The sequence below is a fragment of the Aeromicrobium sp. genome (genome assembly GCF_049587115.1).
Taxonomy (GTDB): Bacteria; Actinomycetota; Actinomycetes; order Propionibacteriales; family Nocardioidaceae; genus Aeromicrobium.
In genome coordinates this window covers 48,625-67,756 of sequence record NZ_JBAVDI010000129.1, presented here as the reverse complement: position 1 = coordinate 67,756, position 19,132 = coordinate 48,625, and the positions used below count along the sequence as shown (strand labels likewise).

Genomic DNA, 19,132 nt, shown 5'->3' with positions numbered 1-19,132 from the left:
GGGCCGCTCTGATCAAGCAAACCATCATCGACGGCATCGTGTTTGCCCTGGTGCTGGCAGTCGCGGTCGGCTGGCAGCAGCCCGATCTCCGCCGACACGCCAGCAAGATCGTCGCTTGGGGCGCACTCGGTGTCCTTGGGACAGTTGCCGCCGCCCTGGCGGCGTCGGCCGCGCGCGGCACCTCTCCGCCGGAGCTGTTCGACGCCCTGGTCACCTTCCGGGCGCAGGCCGGTGAAGTGATTCGACAGAACGCGGACGGAGCGACGACCGACAGACTGCTGGTGCTTCTTGCCACCTGGGCGGTGAGCGGCCTCGCGATCATCGCGGCGCTCGCGCTGTGGCACGGGCTGCGCGGACGAGATCCCATCCTGCTTGCGACGCTAGCCGTGATCGGGTTCGTGTCGGCAGCCGCGCTGCTGGGTGGGAGCTACTGGAACCACTACCTCTACCAGCTCGTCCCGGCGTCCGCCCTGGCCGTCGGCCTGCTGGCGAGCCGGGTACGACCACGAATCTTCCGTGCGGTCGCTGCGAGCGTCGTCGTCGCGACCCTGGCAAATTTGGTCTGGACTGTCGCCTCGCCCATGGAGGACGGGGCCGAAGCTGAGGCGCTGGGCACGTGGTTGCAGCGGTCCGGCCGACCCGCCGACACCGCTGTCGTGGCGTACGGTCAGCCCAACGTGCTGGCGGCAGCCGAGATGGCGAGCCCCTATCCGTACCTGTGGAGCCTGCCCGTGCGAACGCTCGACCCTCAGCTGGACACGCTCGCGGCTGTCCTGGACTCCCCCGCGCGCCCAACCTGGTTCGTCGACTGGTCCGGCATCAACTCCTGGGGCATCGATCCATCCGCCGTGGACGCCGCGCTGAGCCGTCATTACCGCAGCGTGGCGACCCTGTGCGGTCGCGCAATATGGCTCGACAGCCGTGCACAGCGCGATCTCTTCAGTCCGGATTCCTGCCCGTGACCACAGACCGGGCGCCGCGAAACTGGCAATGGAGTGGGCCGGCGTTGCTGATCTACGCGATCGCCCTGAGCCTGTGGGTCGTGCTCATCGGCGTGCCGACCGATCCGTTCCAGATGTTCGGCTGGTTGTGGCTGGCCACGATCGCGTGGGACGTGCGCGCTCCTGCGCGCGAGCATCTGCGATTCGTGCGTGACTGGTGGCCGATCTTCGTGGGTCTACTGCTCTATCTCTACAGCCGGGGCCTCTCGGACAACCTGCTCCCGGTGCCCGTGCACTGGACCCTGCCGATCCGCGTCGACACCTGGCTCGGACAAGGACAGCTGCCGACCACCCGGCTGATGGAGTCCTGGTGCGCCGAGCCGTGCTCGAGCTCGTCGGACCCCCGCTGGTACGACGCGATCCTGACCACGGTCTACTTCTCGCACTTCGTCGCCGGTCTGACGATCGCTGTCGTGCTGTGGCTTCGGAGCCGGGCGGCCTGGGTGCCGTGGATGCGTCGCTACCTGGTGATCAACTTCTCAGCACTCGCGATCTACATCGCCTACCCGATGGCGCCACCGTGGCTCGCGGCAAAGAACGGATACCTCTCGCAACCGGTTCCGCGGCTCACCGGGCGCGGCTGGGACGACCTCGGACTGGGAGGTTTCCACGTCGTGCTGGCCGGGGTCGGGAACCCGGTCGCCGCGATGCCGTCGCTGCACGGCGGACTGGCGATGCTCATCGCGGCGTACGGAATCAGTCGACTGCGGAGTCCATGGCGGTGGCTGCTGGCGATCTACCCGCTGGTGATGGGACTCGCCCTGGTCTATGACGGCGAGCACTACGTCATCGACATCCTGGCCGGATGGCTCCTCGCCGCCGCCGTGATGGCTGGCTGCTCGTGGTGGGAGAAACGCACAGAGCCAGGTCATCGGGAGAAGATCAGCAGTGCGGCCGCGGCACCGACGTCGACGTCCCGGTGATGCCGGTCCGGCTCTGGTGGTGCTGTTCTATCCGCCGACCGCCGCCGGTCCGTCACCGCGACGGATGTCGATGATGTGGCCGGTCTGATTGGCCAGCAGGACGTCGAGAGACTGCCGGGCGACCTCGATCGAGGTCAGCAGGGTTCCCTCGGGCTCCTCGCCGAACGCCTTCGTGCGCATTGGAGTTCCGGTCCGTTCGGGATTCACGCAGTTGACCCGGACCTCCCCGGCCCATTCGTCGGCCAGTGCCTGGGTCAGGTTGACCACCGCCGCCTTGGCCGAGGAGTACAGGGAGTAGCCGCCACGCCCGCGGGTGTACGACGACGAGGTGAACAGAAGCAGCGATCCCGACGAGCGGGCCAGGTGCGGGTAGAACTCCTGCGCGATGAAGATCGGCGCGAGATAGTTGATCTCGGTCGCAGCGAAGATCGTCTCCTCAGAGGTCTCGGCAAGATCCTCGATCACCAGGACCCCGGCGGTGTTGACGACGAAGTCGATCGAGCTGTTCTCCTCGAGCACGGCGGCGGCGGCAGCGGCGATGTCCTCGCGGCGGTCGACATGCGTGTTGGTGGAGGAACGCGAGAACGAGTGGACCGTGGCCCCGAATCCGCGGGCAAGCTCGGCAATGTCACCCCCGATGCCGTACGAGCCGCCGAACACGACCATCGTCTTGCCGGCCAGTGCAGCTCGGTACTGCTCATCGTTGAGCTGATCGGGCGTGTCGGCCGAGTGCAGCTGGAAGAGCTTGTCGGCGATGTAGACGTCGATCGGCTCGGTGACCTTCATGTTCCGCTCGTGCCCCGCGACGACGGCGATCGGGACGTCGGGGAGGTAGCGCAGCACCACCGTGCAGTCGTCGGTCGCGGTGAAGTCCGGATCCTTCCACGCACGCTCGTAGGCCTCGCGGATCACGGACAGTCGAAATGCCTGCGGGGTCTGTCCGCGCCGGAGCAGATGTCGCGGGAGGACGTCGGCGATCGTCTCGGTCTCACCGTCGGGCGCGTCGTGGACCTGGACGATGGTGTCGGCCGACGGGATCGCCGTGTCGACCGCACGGTGGGTGGCCAGAGCCGCCACCACGTCGCTGATGATGGTCTGGGACACCAGAGGGCGCACGGCGTCGTGGAAGAGGACGTTGCACTCCTCGGTGCCCAGTGCGTCCAGAGCGCGGCTCGTGGACTCGTTGCGCGTTTCGCCGCCCTCGACGATCTGCGTGACCTTCCCGTATCCGCCGTTCTGCACGATTGCCCGGACCGGGTCGAGGTGACCCGGCGTCATCAGGACCACGATCTCGTCAATCAGCGGGGATGCCTGGAAGGTTGCGATGGTGTGCTCGATGATCGTCTTTCCGGCGATCTTGATGAGCTGCTTGGGGATCGACAGGCCCACCCGGGTGCCGGTTCCACCAGCCAGGACGACGGCAACGTTGCGGAGATCAGTCACCCGATGAGGTTACCGGTCCCACGGCATCAGGAGGTGCCCGGTCGCATGACGGCGGGCTCGGACTGCTGAGACTTCCAGACCTTGAAGTCCTCCTCCGTCGCCCCGCGACGCCAGTACGCGGACACCGACACGTCCTCCCTGGCCACGCCGCGCTCGTTCAGGACGTACGGTCGTACGCTCTTGAGCAAGGCCGACTCCCCGTGGACGAACGCTTGGCAGCGACCGTCGCGCCACTCCCACGCTCTCAAAGCCTCATCGAGCAGCGTCGTGGTACCGGCTGCCGCTCCACCCCGATGCAGCCAGTGGATTTCCAGGTCGGCTGCGGTAGGCAGGTCGACCTGGTGCGCAGCGTCGTCGACCTCGACGAATGCCACCGCCGAGGCGCCCGGCTGCAGCGCCGCCAGCGCGGACGAGATGGCCGCCAGGCCCGCCTCGTCGCCGACGAACAAGTGCCAGTCGACGGACGGGTCTGGGGCGTAGGCACCGCTGGGCCCACGCAGGTGCATGACGTCTCCCGGCTCGGCGCGCTCGGCCCACGGACCCGCAAATCCCTCGCCACCATGCACCACGAAGTCGATCGCCAGCTCGCGAGCCACTGGGTCGACCCAACGGACGGTGTAGGTCCGAAGCACCGGCCACGCCTCCGGTGGCATCGTCTCGCGCACCTCAGCCAGATCCAACGGCTCCGAATAAGTGAAGCCGTCGGCCAGAAACACCAGCTTGACGTACTTGTCGGTGAACGCGTTGTCCCGTCCGTTGAAGTCATCGAAGCCGGAACCACCGAACACGATCCGGCGAATCGACGGGGTCAGGATCTCGGTGCGGAGCACGGTCATTCGGGCGGGACGGGTCTTGCTCACGTGTGTAGCCTACTGGCGTGACCCACGGCATAGACATGACCCAGTTCGACCCCGAGATCCGCGTCCAGGACGACCTGTTCCGGCATGTCAACGGCCCTTGGCTCCGCAGTGCGGAGATCAAGCCCGACCGGGCCACGGCCGGCACGTTCGTGACATTGGTCGACGAGGCCGAGGCCACGGTGCGCGCGATCATCGAGGCCGCCCTCGAGGCGCCGGCGGACGACGAGCAGCGAAAGATCGGCGACCTGTACGCCAGCTTCATGGACGAGGACCGCATCGAGGCGTTGGGCGCGACACCGCTGGATGCAGAGCTGGCCCAGGTCGACGCGATCACGGACATCCCGAGCTTCGTCGCGACCCTCGGCAGCCTGGACCGGCAGGGTGTCGGGAGCGTCTTCGGGATGTACATCGGACCCGACCGAGGCCAGCCCGATCGCTATGTGACCCACCTCGGGCAGGGAGGCATCGGCCTTCCCGACGAGGCGTACTACCGCGACGAGGAGTCTGCCGGGATCCGCAAGGCGTACGTCGAGCACCTCGCCAAGATGCTGGATCTCGCGGGCCTCGACGACGCCCCCGGTCGCGCCCGACGCATCATGGATCTGGAGACCCGAATCGCCGCGTTCCACTGGGACCGGGTCGAATCACGCGATGCGCAGAAGACCTACAACCTGCTTGCCTTGGAGGGGCTGCAGGACCTCGCCCCGTCATTCGACTGGCCCGCGTGGTCAGCGGGAGCGCAGATTCCCGCGCCGGTCATCGCCGAGATCGTCGTGGCCCAGCCTTCCTACCTCGAAGGGCTCGAGACGCTGCTGGTCCCGGCCGAGCTCGCTGCCTGGAAGGACTGGCTGCGCTGGCAGGTCGTCCACAGCGCCTCGCCCTATCTCTCCTCGGAGTTCGTGACCGCGAACTTCGAGTTCTACGGCCGAACGCTGAGCGGCACCGATGAGCTGCGTCCCCGCTGGAAGCGCGCCGTTGGCTTCGTCGAAGCCTCGGTCGGCGAGGCTGTCGGCCGGATCTACGTCCGCACGGAGTTCCCCCCGACCTCCAAGGCGCGGATGACCGAGCTCATCGACAACCTGCTCGAGGCATATCGGCAGAGCATCTCGGAGCTGAACTGGATGAGCGACGAGACCAAGCAGCAGGCCCACGACAAGCTGGACACGTTCAACCCCAAGATCGGCCACCCCGAGGAGTTCCGCGACTACAGCGCGCTGCAGACCGCGCCAGACGACCTGCTGGGAAATGCCCGACGCGCGATCGCCGTCGCGACGGATCGTGAGCTGGCCAAGATCGGCTCACCGATCGACCGCGCCGAGTGGTACATGACTCCGCAGACCGTCAACGCCTACTACAACCCCACGATGAACGAGATTGTCTTCCCGGCAGCCATCCTGCAGCCGCCATTCTTCCACGCTGATGCCGACGACGCGGTCAACTACGGCGCGATCGGAGCCGTGATCGGCCACGAGATCGGTCACGGCTTCGACGACCAGGGCTCGCAGTACGACGGCACCGGCGAGCTGCGGAACTGGTGGACCGACGACGACCGCTCCTCGTTCGAAGAGCTGACCTCGGCGCTGATCGCCCAGTATGACGCACTGACCCCGGACGGAGCCGAGGGCCGCACCGTCAACGGCTCGTTGACCATCGGCGAGAACATCGGCGACCTCGGCGGCCTCGGCATCGCCTATCGCGCGTTCCGCCTGACTCAACCCGACGACACGCAGATCGACGGACTCACCCCGGATCAGCGGTTCTTCATCTCGTGGGCCCAGGCTTGGCAGTCGAAGGTACGTCCCGCCGAAACCGTGCGGCGGCTCACGATCGATCCCCACTCCCCTCCGGAGTTCCGGTGCAACCAGGTCGTGCGCAACCTCCCGGCGTTCTACGCCGCATTCGACGTCACGTCCAACGACGAGCTGTGGCTCGACGAGTCCCAGCGCGTCAGCATCTGGGCCTGACGAGGTCGGGATTCTGCGCGCAAACCGCTAGATTTCACGGATGAGCCAGTTGTACGTGTCCCAGTTGTGCGTGGAGCGGTCGTGAGCGTCGCGGTCCGGGCTGCCGATCCGGTTCAGCGGCGCATCCTGCGGGTGCTCGTCCTGGCACAGGTCGTCGGCGGGATCGGCAACGGCGCAGGGATCGCGGTCGGCGCTTTGCTGATCAAGGACGTCAGCGGCTCGTCGGGCTGGGCTGGCATGGGCGTGGTGATGCTGACTCTCGGCGCTGCGGCCTTCACGATCCCGCTGTCGTCGATCGCGGCCCGCTCAGGACGTCGGCCCGCCCTCACATTGGGCTGGCTCAGCGGCGCAGCGGGAGCCGCCGTCGTGATCGTCGGTGCCGAGATCGAGTCCCTCACGATCATATTGCTGGGACTCGTGTTGTTCGGCGCGAGCACGGCGGCGAACTTGCAGTCCCGGTTCGCTGCGGTCGACCGCGCCGCTCCGGGCCAGATCGGCCGCTCACTGTCCATCGTCGTCTGGTCCACGACGATCGGCGCCGTTGCAGGGCCCAATCTGACCGGACCCGGTGCAGCGCTGTCCAGACAGCTCGGTCTGCCCGATCTGGCCGGACCGGTCCTGTTCTCTGCGGGCGGATTCGCCGCCGCAGGGCTGCTCACGGCCATACTCCTGCGACCCGATCCGCTGATCCACCGCGCCGATGCCACCGGAGCGCCGCGCGGGATCCGCGCAGCGCTCCCCCACCTGCACGGCCAGACATTCACTGCGGTGTGGACGATCGGATCGTCGCACGCAGTCATGGTCGCGGTGATGGCACTGACCTCCGTGCACATGCAGGACCACGGGTCGGCACTCTCGATCATCGGTCTGACCATCAGCCTTCACATCGCCGGCATGTTTGCGCTCTCCCCGGTGATGGGGTGGCTCACCGACGCCTGGGGCATGGACCAGACCATCCTGCTGGGCCAGGCGATGTTGCTGGTGGCCGTCGCCATCGCCGGCACGTCCGGGCGCTCGGACGTGCAGATCACCGCAGGCCTCGTCCTGCTGGGAGTCGGCTGGTCCGCGTCGGTCATCGCCGGAGCGGCCAAGCTCACCGCATCGCTGACGCCCGAACATCGGCCGGTCGTGCAGGGCTTCTCCGACCTGGTGATGAATCTCGCCGGTGCGCTCGGAGGGCTGCTTGCCGGAATCGTGGTCGCGATCAGCGGGTTCGGCACCCTCAACGCCGCCGCAGCCGTGCTCACCGCGCCGGTCATCGTACTGGTGCTGTCCGGTCGCCGGGTGGCGGGCGGGGTCGTCTAGCGGCGCAGGCCAGCGGGAAGCCGTTCCACCAGTGGATCGGCAACGTCCCAGAACAGGTCGGCCACCGGTTGCATCCGCACGCGGATCCACTTGTCGAACAGCACGAACGTCGAGGTGCTCACGAAGATCGCATCGAAGGCGATCATCGACAACGAGAACCACGGCAGGGCCATCAGCACCGCGATCGCAAGGTGAAACATGATCGCGCAGAAGATGGCGATCCGCCGGGCCACCGGGTGCAGCAGCGCAAAGGCGAAGCCGATCTGCACCAGCACGGCGGCATACGTCGACAGTCCCACGATCACACCGACGTGCGTGAACAGATCCGTGAGGAACGGGAACGGCTTGTACTCCTGCAGCTGAAGCGGGTAATAGAGCGCGGTTCCGTGCTGCCACAGCGCGCCCTGCACCTTGAACAGGCCCGCGGAGAAGTAGATGATGATGACCTGCCAGGCGAGGGCGATCAGGACGACGTTGTGCAGCCCGTTGGTCAGCCAACGCGGCAACACCTGCTGGCTGTTCCACAGGTTCTTGCCCAAAGCGACCAAATTGACCCGCCCACCCTCGCCGCCGACGGGTATGACGTCCGTAGCTGCGCGGCGTCGGGCGTCCAGGGACCAGTACTCGCTGGTGTGCATGAACATCAGCAGGAGGAGTCCGACCCGCAGGATGTTGTCACCCTGGTCCCCGAGCACCGGAATCCGCTCAATGATGGAGATGTGCCCGATCAACATCAACGGGCCGATGAATCGGGTGTGCCACCCGAGGATGAACAGTACCGCCAAGATCATGACGAAGAGGTAGTAGAACAAGAACGTGGTGTTGCCGAGGTGATCGACGAGCTTCGGCTGCCAGTAGAGTCCCCGGTCCTGCAGCGGCTTGTTCCACACCGAGGCCTGCCCAAAGAGCAGATTACGGACCCGGAAGTTGGTGGTCAGGATGCCCAAGACTGAACAGCCAGCGAGGATCCGGGCCAATGACGCACCGTAGAGGGAGCGCTTGTCAGTCAGGAGCCACGACTCGAAGCTGTCATACCAGTCGTTGATCAGGTCGAGGCCGCGTGAGGCGACGGACCGTGAGGGGGCCTCGGAGTCAACAGGATCGGGCGCGATGGCCTGCTCGGTCGTCATCAGCTGCCGCCCTTCGTCGCTGACTCTTCTGGGGCTTTGCGCACATAACCGTCGAACGCGGCCTGGGCGTCGGCGTTGCCGGGGATCGCCTTGCGCACACCGATGTCGTAGTAGGTGAACGGCACATCCTTGAAGTCGATGTCGTTGCGCTTGCTGTAGTTCGGAACCGAACGATGACCGACCTTGAACTCCACGGCCGTCACCCCTTTGCCCCAACGGGCCGTGGCATACATCGTCCCGAATCGAGTCAGCATCTCGTCGTTGTCGAGATAGGAACCGATGTTGATCTGACCGGCCAGCCCCTTGGTGTTGTCCGCAAGCAACATCTTCTTGAGCTCGGTTCGCGGTGTCGTGATGAAGCTGGCTCCGATGACGGTTCGCTGCTGCGGACTGAACTGCGCCACGCTTGAGTTGATGTTTCCGCCCAGACGGCGGGTCGCGGAATGGATCCGCGCCGGGTTCACCAGATACTTGATCCGCTGGTCTTCATCGGCAGTCACGTCGTACCAGTTGGTCACGCGGCCGGTCTTGCTGCCGGGCTCGCCAATGTACGCCCGGACCTTCACGTTCTCACCGCCACGACGGGGCGTGGGCGCAAACACCGACCACGACTGCTCGAACGGGAGGATGCCGTTGTTGATGTAGCTCATCAGGTTCTGACCACCGACCGCATCACGGAACGGATTGGCCGGCATGACCCACACCGTCACCAGGAAGGTGTGGATGGCGAACATCACGCCGATGCCCACGACTACCAGCTTGCGGCCGGTCGAGGGGATCGCCGTCGCGTGGGGTGAAGCGTTCGGCTGTTCCACTGTCATGCGTCCTTACGTCGAAGACGCTGTCCGTGACCCCGCCAACGCGGGGCCACGGACAGCGTCCGATGGTTCGTCGAGACTCGTGACTCAGGCCTGCTGGCGACGACCAGCGCCAACCACGACCGCACCGCCAGTGGCGAGGAGCAAGCCACCCGCGACGAGCAGTCCGAGGTTCGAGCCGCCGGTGTCAGGCAGTGCCGCGTCTTCATCACAATCAGCCGAAGCAGTCCGGAACTGCGTCGTGCTCAGCTGGCTTGCCGTGCCGGCTCCGGTCACACCGGTCGTCAGGGCACCATCAACAACCCCGGCCACAGCGACCGCGTCGATGTCGGTGTTACCGGTGACCGCGTTGGTGCTGGCGACAGCATCCACGTCGAGAGCGGCCAATGCCTGTCCGTCGGTGGTCGTGCCGGTCGCGGCCAGACCTGCGACTGCAGTCGAGTTGGTCGAGGCCACGGCGTCGATGTCCAGGTTGGCCGTGACCAGCAGACCGTCGGTGGTCGTGCCGGTCGCGATGGTGCCGTCGACAGCCACATCGACTGCGGTCGAGTTGGTCGCGGCAACTGCGTCGACGGCGTCCAGACAGACGGCCAGCGTGCCATCGGTCGTGGTGCCGGTCGCGATGATCCCGTCGACTGCGGTCGAGTTGGTCGCGGCGACTGCGTCGATGTCCAGACCGACGGCCAGCGTGCCATCGGTCGTGGTGCCGGTCGCGATGATGCCGTCGACAGCGGTTGAGTTGGTCGCGGACACGGCGTCGATGTCCGTGTTCGCCGTGACCAGCAGACCGTCGGTGTTCGTGCCGGTGGTCAGCACGCCAGCAGTGTCAATCGCGTTGGGCGAGGAGACTGCGACGCCGTCAACCGAGAGGACGAGCTGTCCGTCGATGCTGTCGACGGCAGTGTTCGCGTCGGCATTCGTGCTCGCATCTGCATTCGTGTTCGCATCTGCATTGGTGTCAGCATCTGCATTGGTGTCAGCGCTGGTGTCGTCGATGCAGTTGGTGGCCGTCACGAAACCGGTGGCCGGCGCGGCGGATGCGCCACCGGCGAAGCCGATCGTCGAGGCGGAAGCCAGAACCAAGGTTCCGAGTGCCATGGTGGCTTTGCGGATTTTCATTGAATTCCTCGTCAAGATCTGCGAATCATGGGAGTACGCGTCTACGGACTGGCACGGCTGTCCACGACGTGTGGGACGAAAAAAAGTTACCACACTTGCGTCGCGATGCTGTTACCACTCCAAACAGCGGTCCTGAAGGTGTGTATTGCTGTCTCTATGACAACGATTCGGGTGCGATCGCGTTATGGCGCCGCGACTACTGATTCGACCTGCTTCTGCGTCTGCGCCTGGATCCCTGCCTCATACTCAGTCAACCGCCGCATCAGTGCAGCCGGCCGATCGCCCAGGCGGAAGAAGAACGGCTGACCCTCGTCAATCTTGTCGGCGCCCTTCTCGGTCATCGCTACGGCGTCATCGGCATACGTCGTCAGGTCGAGCCGGAGCAGATCCGCTCCCCGCGGGACCGGCTGCTTCTTCAGCCGGGTCCGGGCCTTTCGGAAGGCAGGGAGAACCAGCTCACGCAGTGGCGCTCCCGAGAATATGGGTGTGTCGCCCAGAAGCTTGCCGGGCTGCAGACCGGCAAGCTTCTTTCCTGCAGCAATGAATTTGGAGTCTGGAATCGCCTTCAACCGCAAGTACTTCTCGAGGCCGTCCAACGCTGCCAGCGTCGCGGCCCGTCTCGCCCCGGCAGTTGCGTACTTGCTGCTGTGCTCACGTCCGTACGCCGTCGTGCCCTCTGTCGAGATGCGCGGGGCCGTGGACACGCCTTTCGACGCCACCTTCAGCAGAGCTGGGTAGCCATCCTGATCGGCATCGTGCTGTTGCTGAACCGCGTCTGCCGCCGTGGAGACGTGCCGCCGCAGTGCAGCGTCGAACTGCTCGGCCACCCGATCAGCGGTCTGGATCTGCCGTCGCTCCTCAGGTGACTTCGCCACCACAGCAGCTGTACCGGTGAAGAAAAGCCCAGTCGTCACGGTGCCGATCAGGGCCGCGCGAAAACGGGACGTCATGCCCCTAGTGTGCTGTGGCCCGAGAGGAGGGCAAACGCGAGGGTCTTCCAGACACCCCGGTCATCTCGAGTTGTCGCAGGTCACCGGGCCATCTGGGGGCTCGCGCGACGTCAGGTAGCGGTTGACGGCACGGTCGACACACGCATTGCCGATCCCGTACCCGGTGTGCCCATCACCTTTGCGCTTCACGAGGATCCCGGAGTCAAGGTCCGAGGCGAGCGACTTCGCCCACGCGTAGGGCGTCGCTGGATCACGCGTCGACCCGATCACCATGATCGGCGAAGCGCCCGCTCCGGTCACCGGTTGCTGCGGATGATCCGACGATGCTGGCCACCCTCGGCACTCCGCTGCCGACCAGGCCATCACACCGCCGAAGACCGCTGATGCATCCCGGTAGGCCGGGAGCAGATCCCGGATCTCGCTGTCGGTCGGAGCCTCGGGATAGTCCAGGCAGCGAACCGCGAAGAAGGCCTGCGCGGCATTGCTTCGGTACGTGCCATCCTCCCGGCGGCCGTAGTACTGGTCACTCAGCCTGAGCAGGATGCTTCCGTCGCCGAACGAGGCGCGCACGAGGCCCGTCGTCAACACGCTCCAGCTGTCCGGGTCGTACATCGCGTAGGCGATGGCGTAGACCGCCATTCCTTCGGTCAGTCTTCGATCGAACCGGGTCTTGATCGGAGTCTCCTCCAACGAGCTCAGCAGCGAGACGATCATCGCGCTGGCTTCTTTCGGCGTCGTGCCGAGGGGACAGCTCCCTGCGTCGAAGCAGTCCGCGACGTAGGCATCCAGTGAGCGCTGGAAGGACTTGGCCTGGGCGAGGCCCTGGCGCTCCTTGGTCAGTGAGGGATCAACGGCACCGTCGAGGATCATCGCGCCGGTGTGGCGAGGGAAGAGCTCGGCGTACGTCGCGCCGATCTGCGTGCCGTACGAAGCGCCGTAGTAGTCCAGCGTCTGCTGGCCCATCAGCGCGCGCAGTACGTCCAGGTCCCGAGCGACCTCGTCCGTGGACACATGGGCGCTGATCGCGCCGGAGGACTTGACGCAGGCCTTGCCCAGGGAGGCGAAGCCACGATGCAACGCGGCTGCCTCCTTCGGAGTGGCGGGATCGGGATCCAGTGCAACAACCTTGTCGAAGGCGCGATCGGACAGACACTTCAGTGGCTTGCTCCGGCCCACTCCGCGAGGATCGAACCCGATGATGTCCCGTTTTGTGAGGATCGCGTCCGACGTGAGCGACGCGAACGAGTCGACGTAGTCGACGCCGGACCCCCCCGGTCCCCCAGGGTTGATGAACACAGCGCCGTCGGACTTGTCCGCAGCTGGACGGAGCTTGACCCGAAGGCGAATGGTGGGCCCGGCGGGTTGGTCATAGCTCAGCGGGACCCGGACCCAGGTGCACAGCGCTCCGGCGCACTGCTTCCACGCCACGTCCTGACGGTAGAAACGTTCCAGACCGGCAGGCCCCCGCTCGCCGGTGGCGACTGGGTACCGGTTCTCCGCAGAACGAACCCCGCCGACGAATGCCGCCAGCGCGAGGGTCCCGATCATCATCGCGGCGATACCGATGCTGATGCGGGCTAGCACCTGGGATCAGACCTTCCGAGAGACGACGAGGAGCGGCCTCCAGCGTAGGCGGTGACCGCACACTCAGGGCCGACGCTGCGATGTCGGGCTCGGACGCAGCGAAGCGGGGGTCCGGCCGAAGTCCGGCCGAACCCCCGCTGTCTGTGGAGCATAGGAGATTCGAACTCCTGACCTCTTCCATGCCATGGAAGCGCGCTACCAACTGCGCCAATGCCCCGCTGCCCGTGTTCACTGGGCCTCGTCAATGTTAGCCGTTGACCGCACTCTTGCCCAAACCGGGTCACTCGTCGTCCGACATCACTGGCTCTGGCAAGGTCCCCGCGTTCCACTCCGTGAGCCGCCACCTCGACCAGTCCCGGTGACGGGAGTTCTCGAGCACCGACCACGAGCAGTTGCCAAGCCCGCCGAACAGACCCCAGTGCACCTCGGGGATGCCCAGGAAGACGCAAGCCCCAGTCCGGAGGACCGCACCGTGCGCCACGACGACCAGCACCCCACCGGCAGGCAGGTCCTCGAGCAGTTCGTGCAGCGCCGCTGCGAATCGTTCTCCGGCCTGGCGATGCGTCTCGCTGCCCGGGATGCCTGTCTCGTCGCCCGAGGTCCAGGCTTTCATCCCCTCGGGATACTGCGCCCAGGCCTCCTGCCAGGTCAACCCTTCGCGTGCACCGAAGTTGAGCTCCCGCAACCGGGGATCGAGCTCGACGCGCGTGCCCGTCACCTCGCCGAGGGCGCGAGCCGTGTCGGCGGCACGCAGCAGATCGGAGCTGACGATGCGATGCGGTGCGAGCGTGGCCAACCTGGCCGCAGCCGACCGCGCCTGAGCCAGGCCCACCTCGTCGAGCGGGATGTCGCTCTGGCCCTGCACCCGACCTGCCACGTTCCACTCCGTGCGGCCGTGGCGCCAGAGCACGACCTGGCGGGTGCTCATGTCAGGGAGATCGCCGGGCAGTCGCTCCACAGCCGTTCCAGCGCATAGAAGACCCGCTCGTCCTGGTGCTGGACGTGCACGACGATGTCGGCGAAGTCGAGCAGGACCCACCGGCCCTCGCGCTCGCCCTCCCGGCGCACTGCCTTGGCGCCCAGCGAGATCATTCGCTCCTCGACGGCGTCCTGCACAGCGCGAACCTGCCGTGGACTGGATGCCGAGCACAGCAGGAAGACATCGGTGAGCGCCAGCTGCTCGGAGACGTCGAAGGCGATGATGTCCTGCGCCAGTCTGTCCTCGGCGGCCGCGGCTGCGGCCCTGGTCAACTCGACTGCGCGGTCGGTGGCGCTCATGGGACCTTCCGGTAGAGCTCATGTTTGGCGATGTACTGCACCACGCCGTCCGGGACGAGGTACCAGACTGGTTCACCGCGCTCGACGCGGATGCGGCAGTCAGTCGACGATATCGCCAGGGCGGGGATCTCCACGAGTGTGATGCGATCCCGGGGAAGTCCTTCGAGCGTCTCTTCGTTGAGCTCGTGGCCGGGGCGGGTGCACCCGACGAAGTGCGCTCGGGTGAACAGCTCCTCGTGGTCCTGCCAGGTGAGCAGCGCAGCCATCGCGTCGGCGCCGGTGATGAAGTACAGGTCGGCGTCCGGGTGCTGGGTGGAGAGATCGCGCAGGGTGTCGATCGTGTACGTCGGCCCTTGCCGGTCGATGTCGACCCGGCTCACCTCGAAGCGGGGGTTGGCCGCGGTGGCAATGACGGTCATCAGATAACGGTGCTCGGCCGGTGACACGTCGCGATCGGCCTTCTGCCACGGCTCGCCGGTGGGGACGAAGACGACTTCGTCCAGGTCGAACCAGGACTGGACCTCACTGGCCGCCACCAGGTGACCGTGGTGGATCGGGTCGAACGTGCCGCCCATGACGCCGACGCGTCGGCGACCGCCGTCGGCGCGTTCAGGCCGCTGGTGCTCGCTCACGCGGGTCAGGAGTGCTCGCGGCCCTTGCCGAAGGACAGCAGGCCCAGCATCAGGACCACCAGGATCACCAACGCGATGGCACCGACGGCGTAGGGATCGATACCGATGTCGCGAAGGGGCTCTTCGGCCGCCACGAGGTTCGAGAACATGGCAGCAATCTATCAGCGCACGTGGCCGTCGCCGACAACGACGTACGTGGTGGTCGTCATCTCCGTCAGGCCCATCGGTCCACGAGCATGGAGCTTTTGCGTCGAGATGCCGATCTCGGCACCGAACCCGAACTCGGCACCGTCGGTGAATCGGGTCGAAGCGTTGACCATGACCGCGGCGGAGTCCACGCCCGTCGTGAACTGGGACGACGCCGCCAGCGATGTAGTGACGATCGCCTCGGTGTGGCCTGACGAGAACCTGCGGATGTGCGCGACGGCCTCGTCGATCGAGTCGACGACCCTGGCCGAGATGTCCAGCGAGAGGTACTCGGTCGCGTCGTCGTCGTCGGTGACCGGCACGATGTCGGCATCGACGGCGCAGAAGGCCTCGTCGCCATGGATCGTGACATCGGCGGCCTGCAAGACGGCGATGACGCGAGGCAGGAAGACATCGGCGACTGCCTTGTGCACGAGCAGCGACTCAGCAGCGTTGCAGACGCTGGTGCGCTGTGTCTTGGAGTTGACGACGATGTCAAGCGCCATCTCCAGATCAGCCTCGGCATCGACATAGACGTGGCAGTTGCCGACCCCGGTCTCGATGACCGGGACGGTGGACTCCTCGACCACGGCTCGGATCAGCCCAGCTCCGCCGCGGGGGATCACCAGGTCGACCAGCCCCCGGGCCTGCATCAGGTGCGTCGCAGATGACCGATCACCAGCCGGGATCTGCTGGATCGCATCGGCCGGGAGGCCGGCCGTGACCAGCGCTGCTCGCATGCACTCGATGATGGCGGCGTTGGACCGGGCCGCGGACGATGACCCGCGCAACAGGACCGAGCTGCCGGCCTTGAGGCAGATCGCGGCAGCGTCGGCCGTGACGTTCGGGCGACCCTCGTAGATCATTCCGATGACGCCCATCGGCACACGAATCTGCTGCATCCGCAGGCCGTTGGGCAGGGTCGAACCTCGCACCACCTCACCGACCGGGTCGGGCAGCGCGGCGATGTCGCGCACTCCCTCAGCGAACGATGCCACCCGGCCCGGATCGAGGCGCAGCCGGTCGATGACGTTGGCTCCGGTCCCTGTTTCACGCGCCTCCGCGACGTCGAGGTCATTGGCGGCAACGATCGCTGAGGTGCCGTGCAGGAGGGCGTCGGCGATGGCGTGCAGCGCGGCGTCCTTCTGCGCCCGGGTGGCGACAGCGAGCGAGCTGGCTGCGATGCGGGCACGCCGAGCGGCGTCGTGGACCTGTTCCTTCATGGCCCCGATCCTAGTTCGCGGCTCACCGCGGCCGGCGGTCAACCGGTTGGACTGCTACCGGAGTACCCCTGGGGTCCTCAGAACACCATCATGTCGTCGCGGTGGACGACCTCACGCTCGTACTCCGAGCCCAGCTCGGCGGCAAGGTCACGAGTGGACCGGCCGAGCAGGCCGGGCAGCTCCGTGCTGTCGTAGTTCACCATGCCGCGCGCGATCACGCTGCCGTCCGGACCGACGAGGTCGACCGGATCGCCCGCGACGAACGTGCCACTCACTCCCGTGACACCGGCGGGCAGCAACGATGCCTTGCGGACGACCAGGGCACGCACGGCTCCGTCGTCCAGGTGCACCGATCCCTTCGTGTCACTGGCATGCGCGAGCCACAGCAGCCGGGTGGGGCGCCGGCGCCCCGTGGGGTGGAACCGGGTGCCGGTCGCTGCGCCCTCCAGTGCGGTGGCTACCTGCGGCGTGGAGGTCAGGACGACCGGGATTCCCGCGCCGGTGGCGATCCGTGCCGCCTCGACCTTGGTCACCATGCCGCCCGTGCCGATCGAGGAGGTGCTGGGTCGAACGATGTCCAGGCCGGCGATGTCGTCCTCGCCATGTACGTCCGTCACTATTCGGGCACCCGCACGGCGCGGATCACCGTCGTAGAGCCCGTCGACGTCGGACAGCAGCACCAGGCGATCCGCGTGGACCAGGTGCGAGACCAGCGCCGCGAGACGGTCGTTGTCGCCGAAACGGATCTCGCTGGTCGCGACCGTGTCGTTCTCGTTGACGATCGGGACCACGCCGAGCTCCAGAAGTCGGGCGAAGGTCTGGTACGCGTTGCGGTAGTGACTGCGGCGAGTCACGTCGTCCGCCGTCAGCAGCACCTGACCGACCACGAGACCATGGCTGGCGAAGCGTTCGGCGTAGCGTCCGATCAGGGCTCCCTGACCCACGCTGGCGGCCGCCTGCTGCGTCGCCAGGTCGCGGGGTCGCCGCTGTAGGCCCAGTGGGGCAAGACCCGCTGAGATCGCGCCCGAGCTGACCAGGACGATCTCGTCGCCTCGGCCGCGGGCCGCGGCGAGGGCGTCAACCAGGCCGTCGACCAGATCACCGTCGAGGCCCCCAGCCGCCGAGGTCAGGGACGACGAGCCGACCTTGACAACGATGCGCGCCATCAGCGCGGGTCCTCGTCGCCGAGGTCACCATCCGTCGGACCATCGGTGGACTCGGGGTCTCCTTCAGGGAATGACCAGTCGGGGTCGCGTTCGTCTCCGCGTGCCTCGCGACGCTCGGCCTCGAACGCCCGGCGAGCAGCCAGCTCCTCACGCCGCTGCACGTTGGTGCGCCGATCCGACTGGTCGATGCGCAGATCCTCGCCTCGCCGGCCAAGCACCTCGGCACCCGCCATGATCTGCGGGTCGAAGTCGAACACGACCGCGTTGCCCTCTTCGCCGATGACGACGTCGTCACCCGCCGAGGCGCCGAGCTTGAGCAGCTCGTCCTCGACGCCGAGTCGGTTGAGTCGATCGGCGAGGAAGCCGACTGCCTCGTCATTGCTGAAGTCGGTCTGCCGCACCCAGCGCTTGGGCTTGTCACCACGAACGATCCACTGGCCCTCGTGCTCGGTGATCGTGAACTCCCGACCCACGCCGGCCTCCGCCTTGGGACGCAGCACGATCCGAGTCACCTCTGCGACGGGTGTCGCGGCCCGTCGCGCGGCGACGATCGCAGCCATCGCGAACGACAGCTCACGCAGTCCTGCGTGGCTGGCGGCCGAGACATCAAAGACATCGAGGCCGCGCGCCTCGAGGTCGGCGCGGACGAATCCGGCGATCTCGAGTGCGTCAGGCACATCGGTCTTGTTCAGCGCCACGAGTCGTGGTCGGTCCTCGAGCCCGCCATACGCCGCGAGCTCTCGCTCGATCACGTCCAGATCGGTCAGCGGGTCGCGTCCAGGATCGACGGTCGCGCAGTCGATGACGTGGACGAGCGCGGCGCAGCGCTCGACGTGGCGCAGGAAGTCGTGGCCCAGCCCGCGGCCCTCGCTGGCACCCTCGATCAGACCGGGGACGTCCGCGACCGTGAAGGTCGTCGAACCCGCGGTGACGACACCGAGATTGGGCACCAGTGTCGTGAACGGGTAGTCCGCAATCTTCGGCCGCGCGCGCGAGAGAGCGGCGATGAGGCTGGACTTGCCGGCACTGGGGAAGCCGACCAGCCCGATGTCGGCCACGACCTTGAGCTCGAGCGTGAAGGTCAGCTCGTCGCCGGGCTCACCCTTCAGCGCGAAGCCCGGGGCCTTGCGCTTGGAGGAGGCGAGGGCGGAGTTGCCCAGCCCGCCCCGGCCGCCAGCTGCGATCACGAGCTCGGTTCCGGGACCGGTCAGATCGGCCAGCACCTCGCCCTGCTCGTCGCGCACGACCGTGCCGTCAGGAACACGCAGGACCAGGTCCTCGCCGTTGCTGCCGCTGCGGTTGTTGCCGGCACCCGGTGCACCGCTGGTCGCCCGACGGTGGGGTTCGTGGTGATAGTCGACGAGGGTCGTGACGTCAGCGCCTACCCGGAGGATGACGTCGCCGCCGTGACCGCCGTTGCCGCCGTCCGGGCCGCCGAGCGGCTTGAACTTCTCGCGGTGCACGGAGGAGACGCCGTCGCCGCCAGAACCACCAGAGACGTGGAGCGTGACCTTGTCGACAAAGCTGGGGACAGCCACCGGCCGCTCCTT

18 protein-coding genes and 1 tRNA gene are annotated in these 19,132 nt (G+C 66.8%); 4 read left to right on the top strand and 15 right to left on the bottom strand.

Annotated elements, in window-relative coordinates:
- Both WB461_RS12065 and WB461_RS12060 read left to right on the top strand, forming a co-directional pair.
- The coding region (locus WB461_RS12065) for a hypothetical protein (protein ID WP_423852969.1) at window positions 1–962 on the top strand (962 nt) is incomplete at its 5' end.
- Window positions 959–1,924 (top strand): phosphatase PAP2 family protein, encoded by a 966-nt coding sequence (locus WB461_RS12060; RefSeq protein ID WP_423852968.1) that lies wholly within the window; start codon window positions 959–961, stop codon window positions 1,922–1,924. The genes WB461_RS12065 and WB461_RS12060, both read left to right, overlap by 4 nt.
- 27 nt (window positions 1,925–1,951) lie before the next feature.
- Here the strand turns inward: WB461_RS12060 and WB461_RS12055 are convergent, their stop codons facing one another.
- Both WB461_RS12055 and WB461_RS12050 read right to left on the bottom strand, forming a co-directional pair.
- The gene (locus WB461_RS12055; protein WP_423852967.1) at window positions 1,952–3,367 is read right to left on the bottom strand and encodes an SDR family NAD(P)-dependent oxidoreductase; all 1,416 of its coding nucleotides are present in this window, start codon (window positions 3,365–3,367) and stop codon (window positions 1,952–1,954) included.
- A 26-nt stretch (window positions 3,368–3,393) separates the two neighbouring features.
- Window positions 3,394–4,227, bottom strand: coding sequence for a siderophore-interacting protein (locus WB461_RS12050; RefSeq protein ID WP_423852966.1), 834 nt, complete (start codon window positions 4,225–4,227; stop codon window positions 3,394–3,396).
- Window positions 4,228–4,262: 35 nt separating this feature from the next.
- On the opposite strand from WB461_RS12050, the gene WB461_RS12045 reads away from it, so the two are divergent.
- Window positions 4,263–6,191 (top strand): M13 family metallopeptidase, encoded by a 1,929-nt coding sequence (locus tag WB461_RS12045; RefSeq protein ID WP_423852974.1) that lies wholly within the window; start codon window positions 4,263–4,265, stop codon window positions 6,189–6,191.
- A gap of 81 nt (window positions 6,192–6,272) precedes the next feature.
- Window positions 6,273–7,496: an MFS transporter gene (locus WB461_RS12040; RefSeq protein ID WP_423852965.1), complete on the top strand. Its 1,224-nt coding sequence runs from the start codon at window positions 6,273–6,275 to the stop codon at window positions 7,494–7,496.
- Here the strand turns inward: WB461_RS12040 and WB461_RS12035 are convergent.
- The 13 genes from WB461_RS12035 to obgE form a co-directional block, all read right to left on the bottom strand.
- Window positions 7,493–8,626 (bottom strand): HTTM domain-containing protein, encoded by a 1,134-nt coding sequence (locus tag WB461_RS12035; protein WP_423852964.1) that lies wholly within the window; start codon window positions 8,624–8,626, stop codon window positions 7,493–7,495. The two genes, WB461_RS12040 and WB461_RS12035, sit on opposite strands and share 4 nt — an antisense overlap.
- Window positions 8,626–9,441, bottom strand: a complete 816-nt coding sequence (locus tag WB461_RS12030; protein WP_423852963.1) for a DUF5819 family protein — start codon at window positions 9,439–9,441, stop codon at window positions 8,626–8,628. Before WB461_RS12030 ends, WB461_RS12035 begins: the two co-directional genes overlap by 1 nt.
- Before the next feature lie 90 nt (window positions 9,442–9,531).
- Entirely contained in the window at window positions 9,532–10,563 is a 1,032-nt protein-coding gene (locus WB461_RS12025) for an LPXTG cell wall anchor domain-containing protein (protein WP_423852962.1), read from the bottom strand.
- A 182-nt stretch (window positions 10,564–10,745) separates the two neighbouring features.
- Complete coding sequence (locus WB461_RS12020; protein ID WP_423852961.1) at window positions 10,746–11,513, bottom strand: hypothetical protein; 768 nt, start codon at window positions 11,511–11,513, stop codon at window positions 10,746–10,748.
- A gap of 60 nt (window positions 11,514–11,573) precedes the next feature.
- Window positions 11,574–13,097 carry an alpha/beta hydrolase gene (locus tag WB461_RS12015; protein ID WP_423852960.1) on the bottom strand — a complete coding sequence of 508 codons (1,524 nt, stop codon included), beginning with the start codon at window positions 13,095–13,097 and terminating at the stop codon, window positions 11,574–11,576.
- Between the two features lie 144 nt (window positions 13,098–13,241).
- Window positions 13,242–13,314, bottom strand: a tRNA-Ala gene (locus tag WB461_RS12010).
- Window positions 13,315–13,377: 63 nt separating this feature from the next.
- Window positions 13,378–14,025 carry a histidine phosphatase family protein gene (locus WB461_RS12005; protein WP_423852959.1) on the bottom strand — a complete coding sequence of 216 codons (648 nt, stop codon included), beginning with the start codon at window positions 14,023–14,025 and terminating at the stop codon, window positions 13,378–13,380.
- Window positions 14,022–14,375 carry a ribosome silencing factor gene (rsfS, locus tag WB461_RS12000; protein WP_423852958.1) on the bottom strand — a complete coding sequence of 118 codons (354 nt, stop codon included), beginning with the start codon at window positions 14,373–14,375 and terminating at the stop codon, window positions 14,022–14,024. The genes WB461_RS12005 and rsfS overlap by 4 nt, the downstream gene beginning before the upstream one ends.
- On the bottom strand, window positions 14,372–15,007 hold the full coding sequence (gene nadD, locus WB461_RS11995) for a nicotinate-nucleotide adenylyltransferase (RefSeq protein WP_423852957.1): 636 nt from the start codon (window positions 15,005–15,007) through the stop codon (window positions 14,372–14,374). Before nadD ends, rsfS begins: the two co-directional genes overlap by 4 nt.
- 5 nt (window positions 15,008–15,012) lie before the next feature.
- Complete coding sequence (locus WB461_RS11990; protein WP_423852956.1) at window positions 15,013–15,156, bottom strand: hypothetical protein; 144 nt, start codon at window positions 15,154–15,156, stop codon at window positions 15,013–15,015.
- A gap of 12 nt (window positions 15,157–15,168) precedes the next feature.
- Window positions 15,169–16,416 carry a glutamate-5-semialdehyde dehydrogenase gene (locus WB461_RS11985; RefSeq protein ID WP_423852955.1) on the bottom strand — a complete coding sequence of 416 codons (1,248 nt, stop codon included), beginning with the start codon at window positions 16,414–16,416 and terminating at the stop codon, window positions 15,169–15,171.
- A gap of 77 nt (window positions 16,417–16,493) precedes the next feature.
- Window positions 16,494–17,582, bottom strand: a complete 1,089-nt coding sequence (gene proB / locus WB461_RS11980) for a glutamate 5-kinase (RefSeq protein WP_423852954.1) — start codon at window positions 17,580–17,582, stop codon at window positions 16,494–16,496.
- Window positions 17,582–19,120 (bottom strand): GTPase ObgE, encoded by a 1,539-nt coding sequence (gene obgE, locus WB461_RS11975; RefSeq protein WP_423852953.1) that lies wholly within the window; start codon window positions 19,118–19,120, stop codon window positions 17,582–17,584. Before obgE ends, proB begins: the two co-directional genes overlap by 1 nt.
- Window positions 19,121–19,132 lie beyond the last annotated feature (12 nt).

Excerpts from the sequence above, each read along its gene's own strand:
- WB461_RS12045 (WP_423852974.1), top strand. The coding sequence starts at position 4,263 with ATGACCCAGTTCGACCCCGAGATCCGCGTCCAGGACGACCTGTTCCGG.
- WB461_RS12035 (WP_423852964.1), bottom strand. The coding sequence starts at position 8,626 with ATGACGACCGAGCAGGCCATCGCGCCCGATCCTGTTGACTCCGAGGCC.
- WB461_RS12025 (WP_423852962.1), bottom strand. The coding sequence starts at position 10,563 with ATGAAAATCCGCAAAGCCACCATGGCACTCGGAACCTTGGTTCTGGCT.
- WB461_RS12020 (WP_423852961.1), bottom strand. The coding sequence starts at position 11,513 with ATGACGTCCCGTTTTCGCGCGGCCCTGATCGGCACCGTGACGACTGGG.
- WB461_RS12005 (WP_423852959.1), bottom strand. The coding sequence starts at position 14,025 with ATGAGCACCCGCCAGGTCGTGCTCTGGCGCCACGGCCGCACGGAGTGG.
- rsfS (WP_423852958.1), bottom strand. The coding sequence starts at position 14,375 with ATGAGCGCCACCGACCGCGCAGTCGAGTTGACCAGGGCCGCAGCCGCG.
- WB461_RS11990 (WP_423852956.1), bottom strand. The coding sequence starts at position 15,156 with ATGTTCTCGAACCTCGTGGCGGCCGAAGAGCCCCTTCGCGACATCGGT.
- WB461_RS11985 (WP_423852955.1), bottom strand. The coding sequence starts at position 16,416 with ATGAAGGAACAGGTCCACGACGCCGCTCGGCGTGCCCGCATCGCAGCC.
- proB (WP_423852954.1), bottom strand. The coding sequence starts at position 17,582 with ATGGCGCGCATCGTTGTCAAGGTCGGCTCGTCGTCCCTGACCTCGGCG.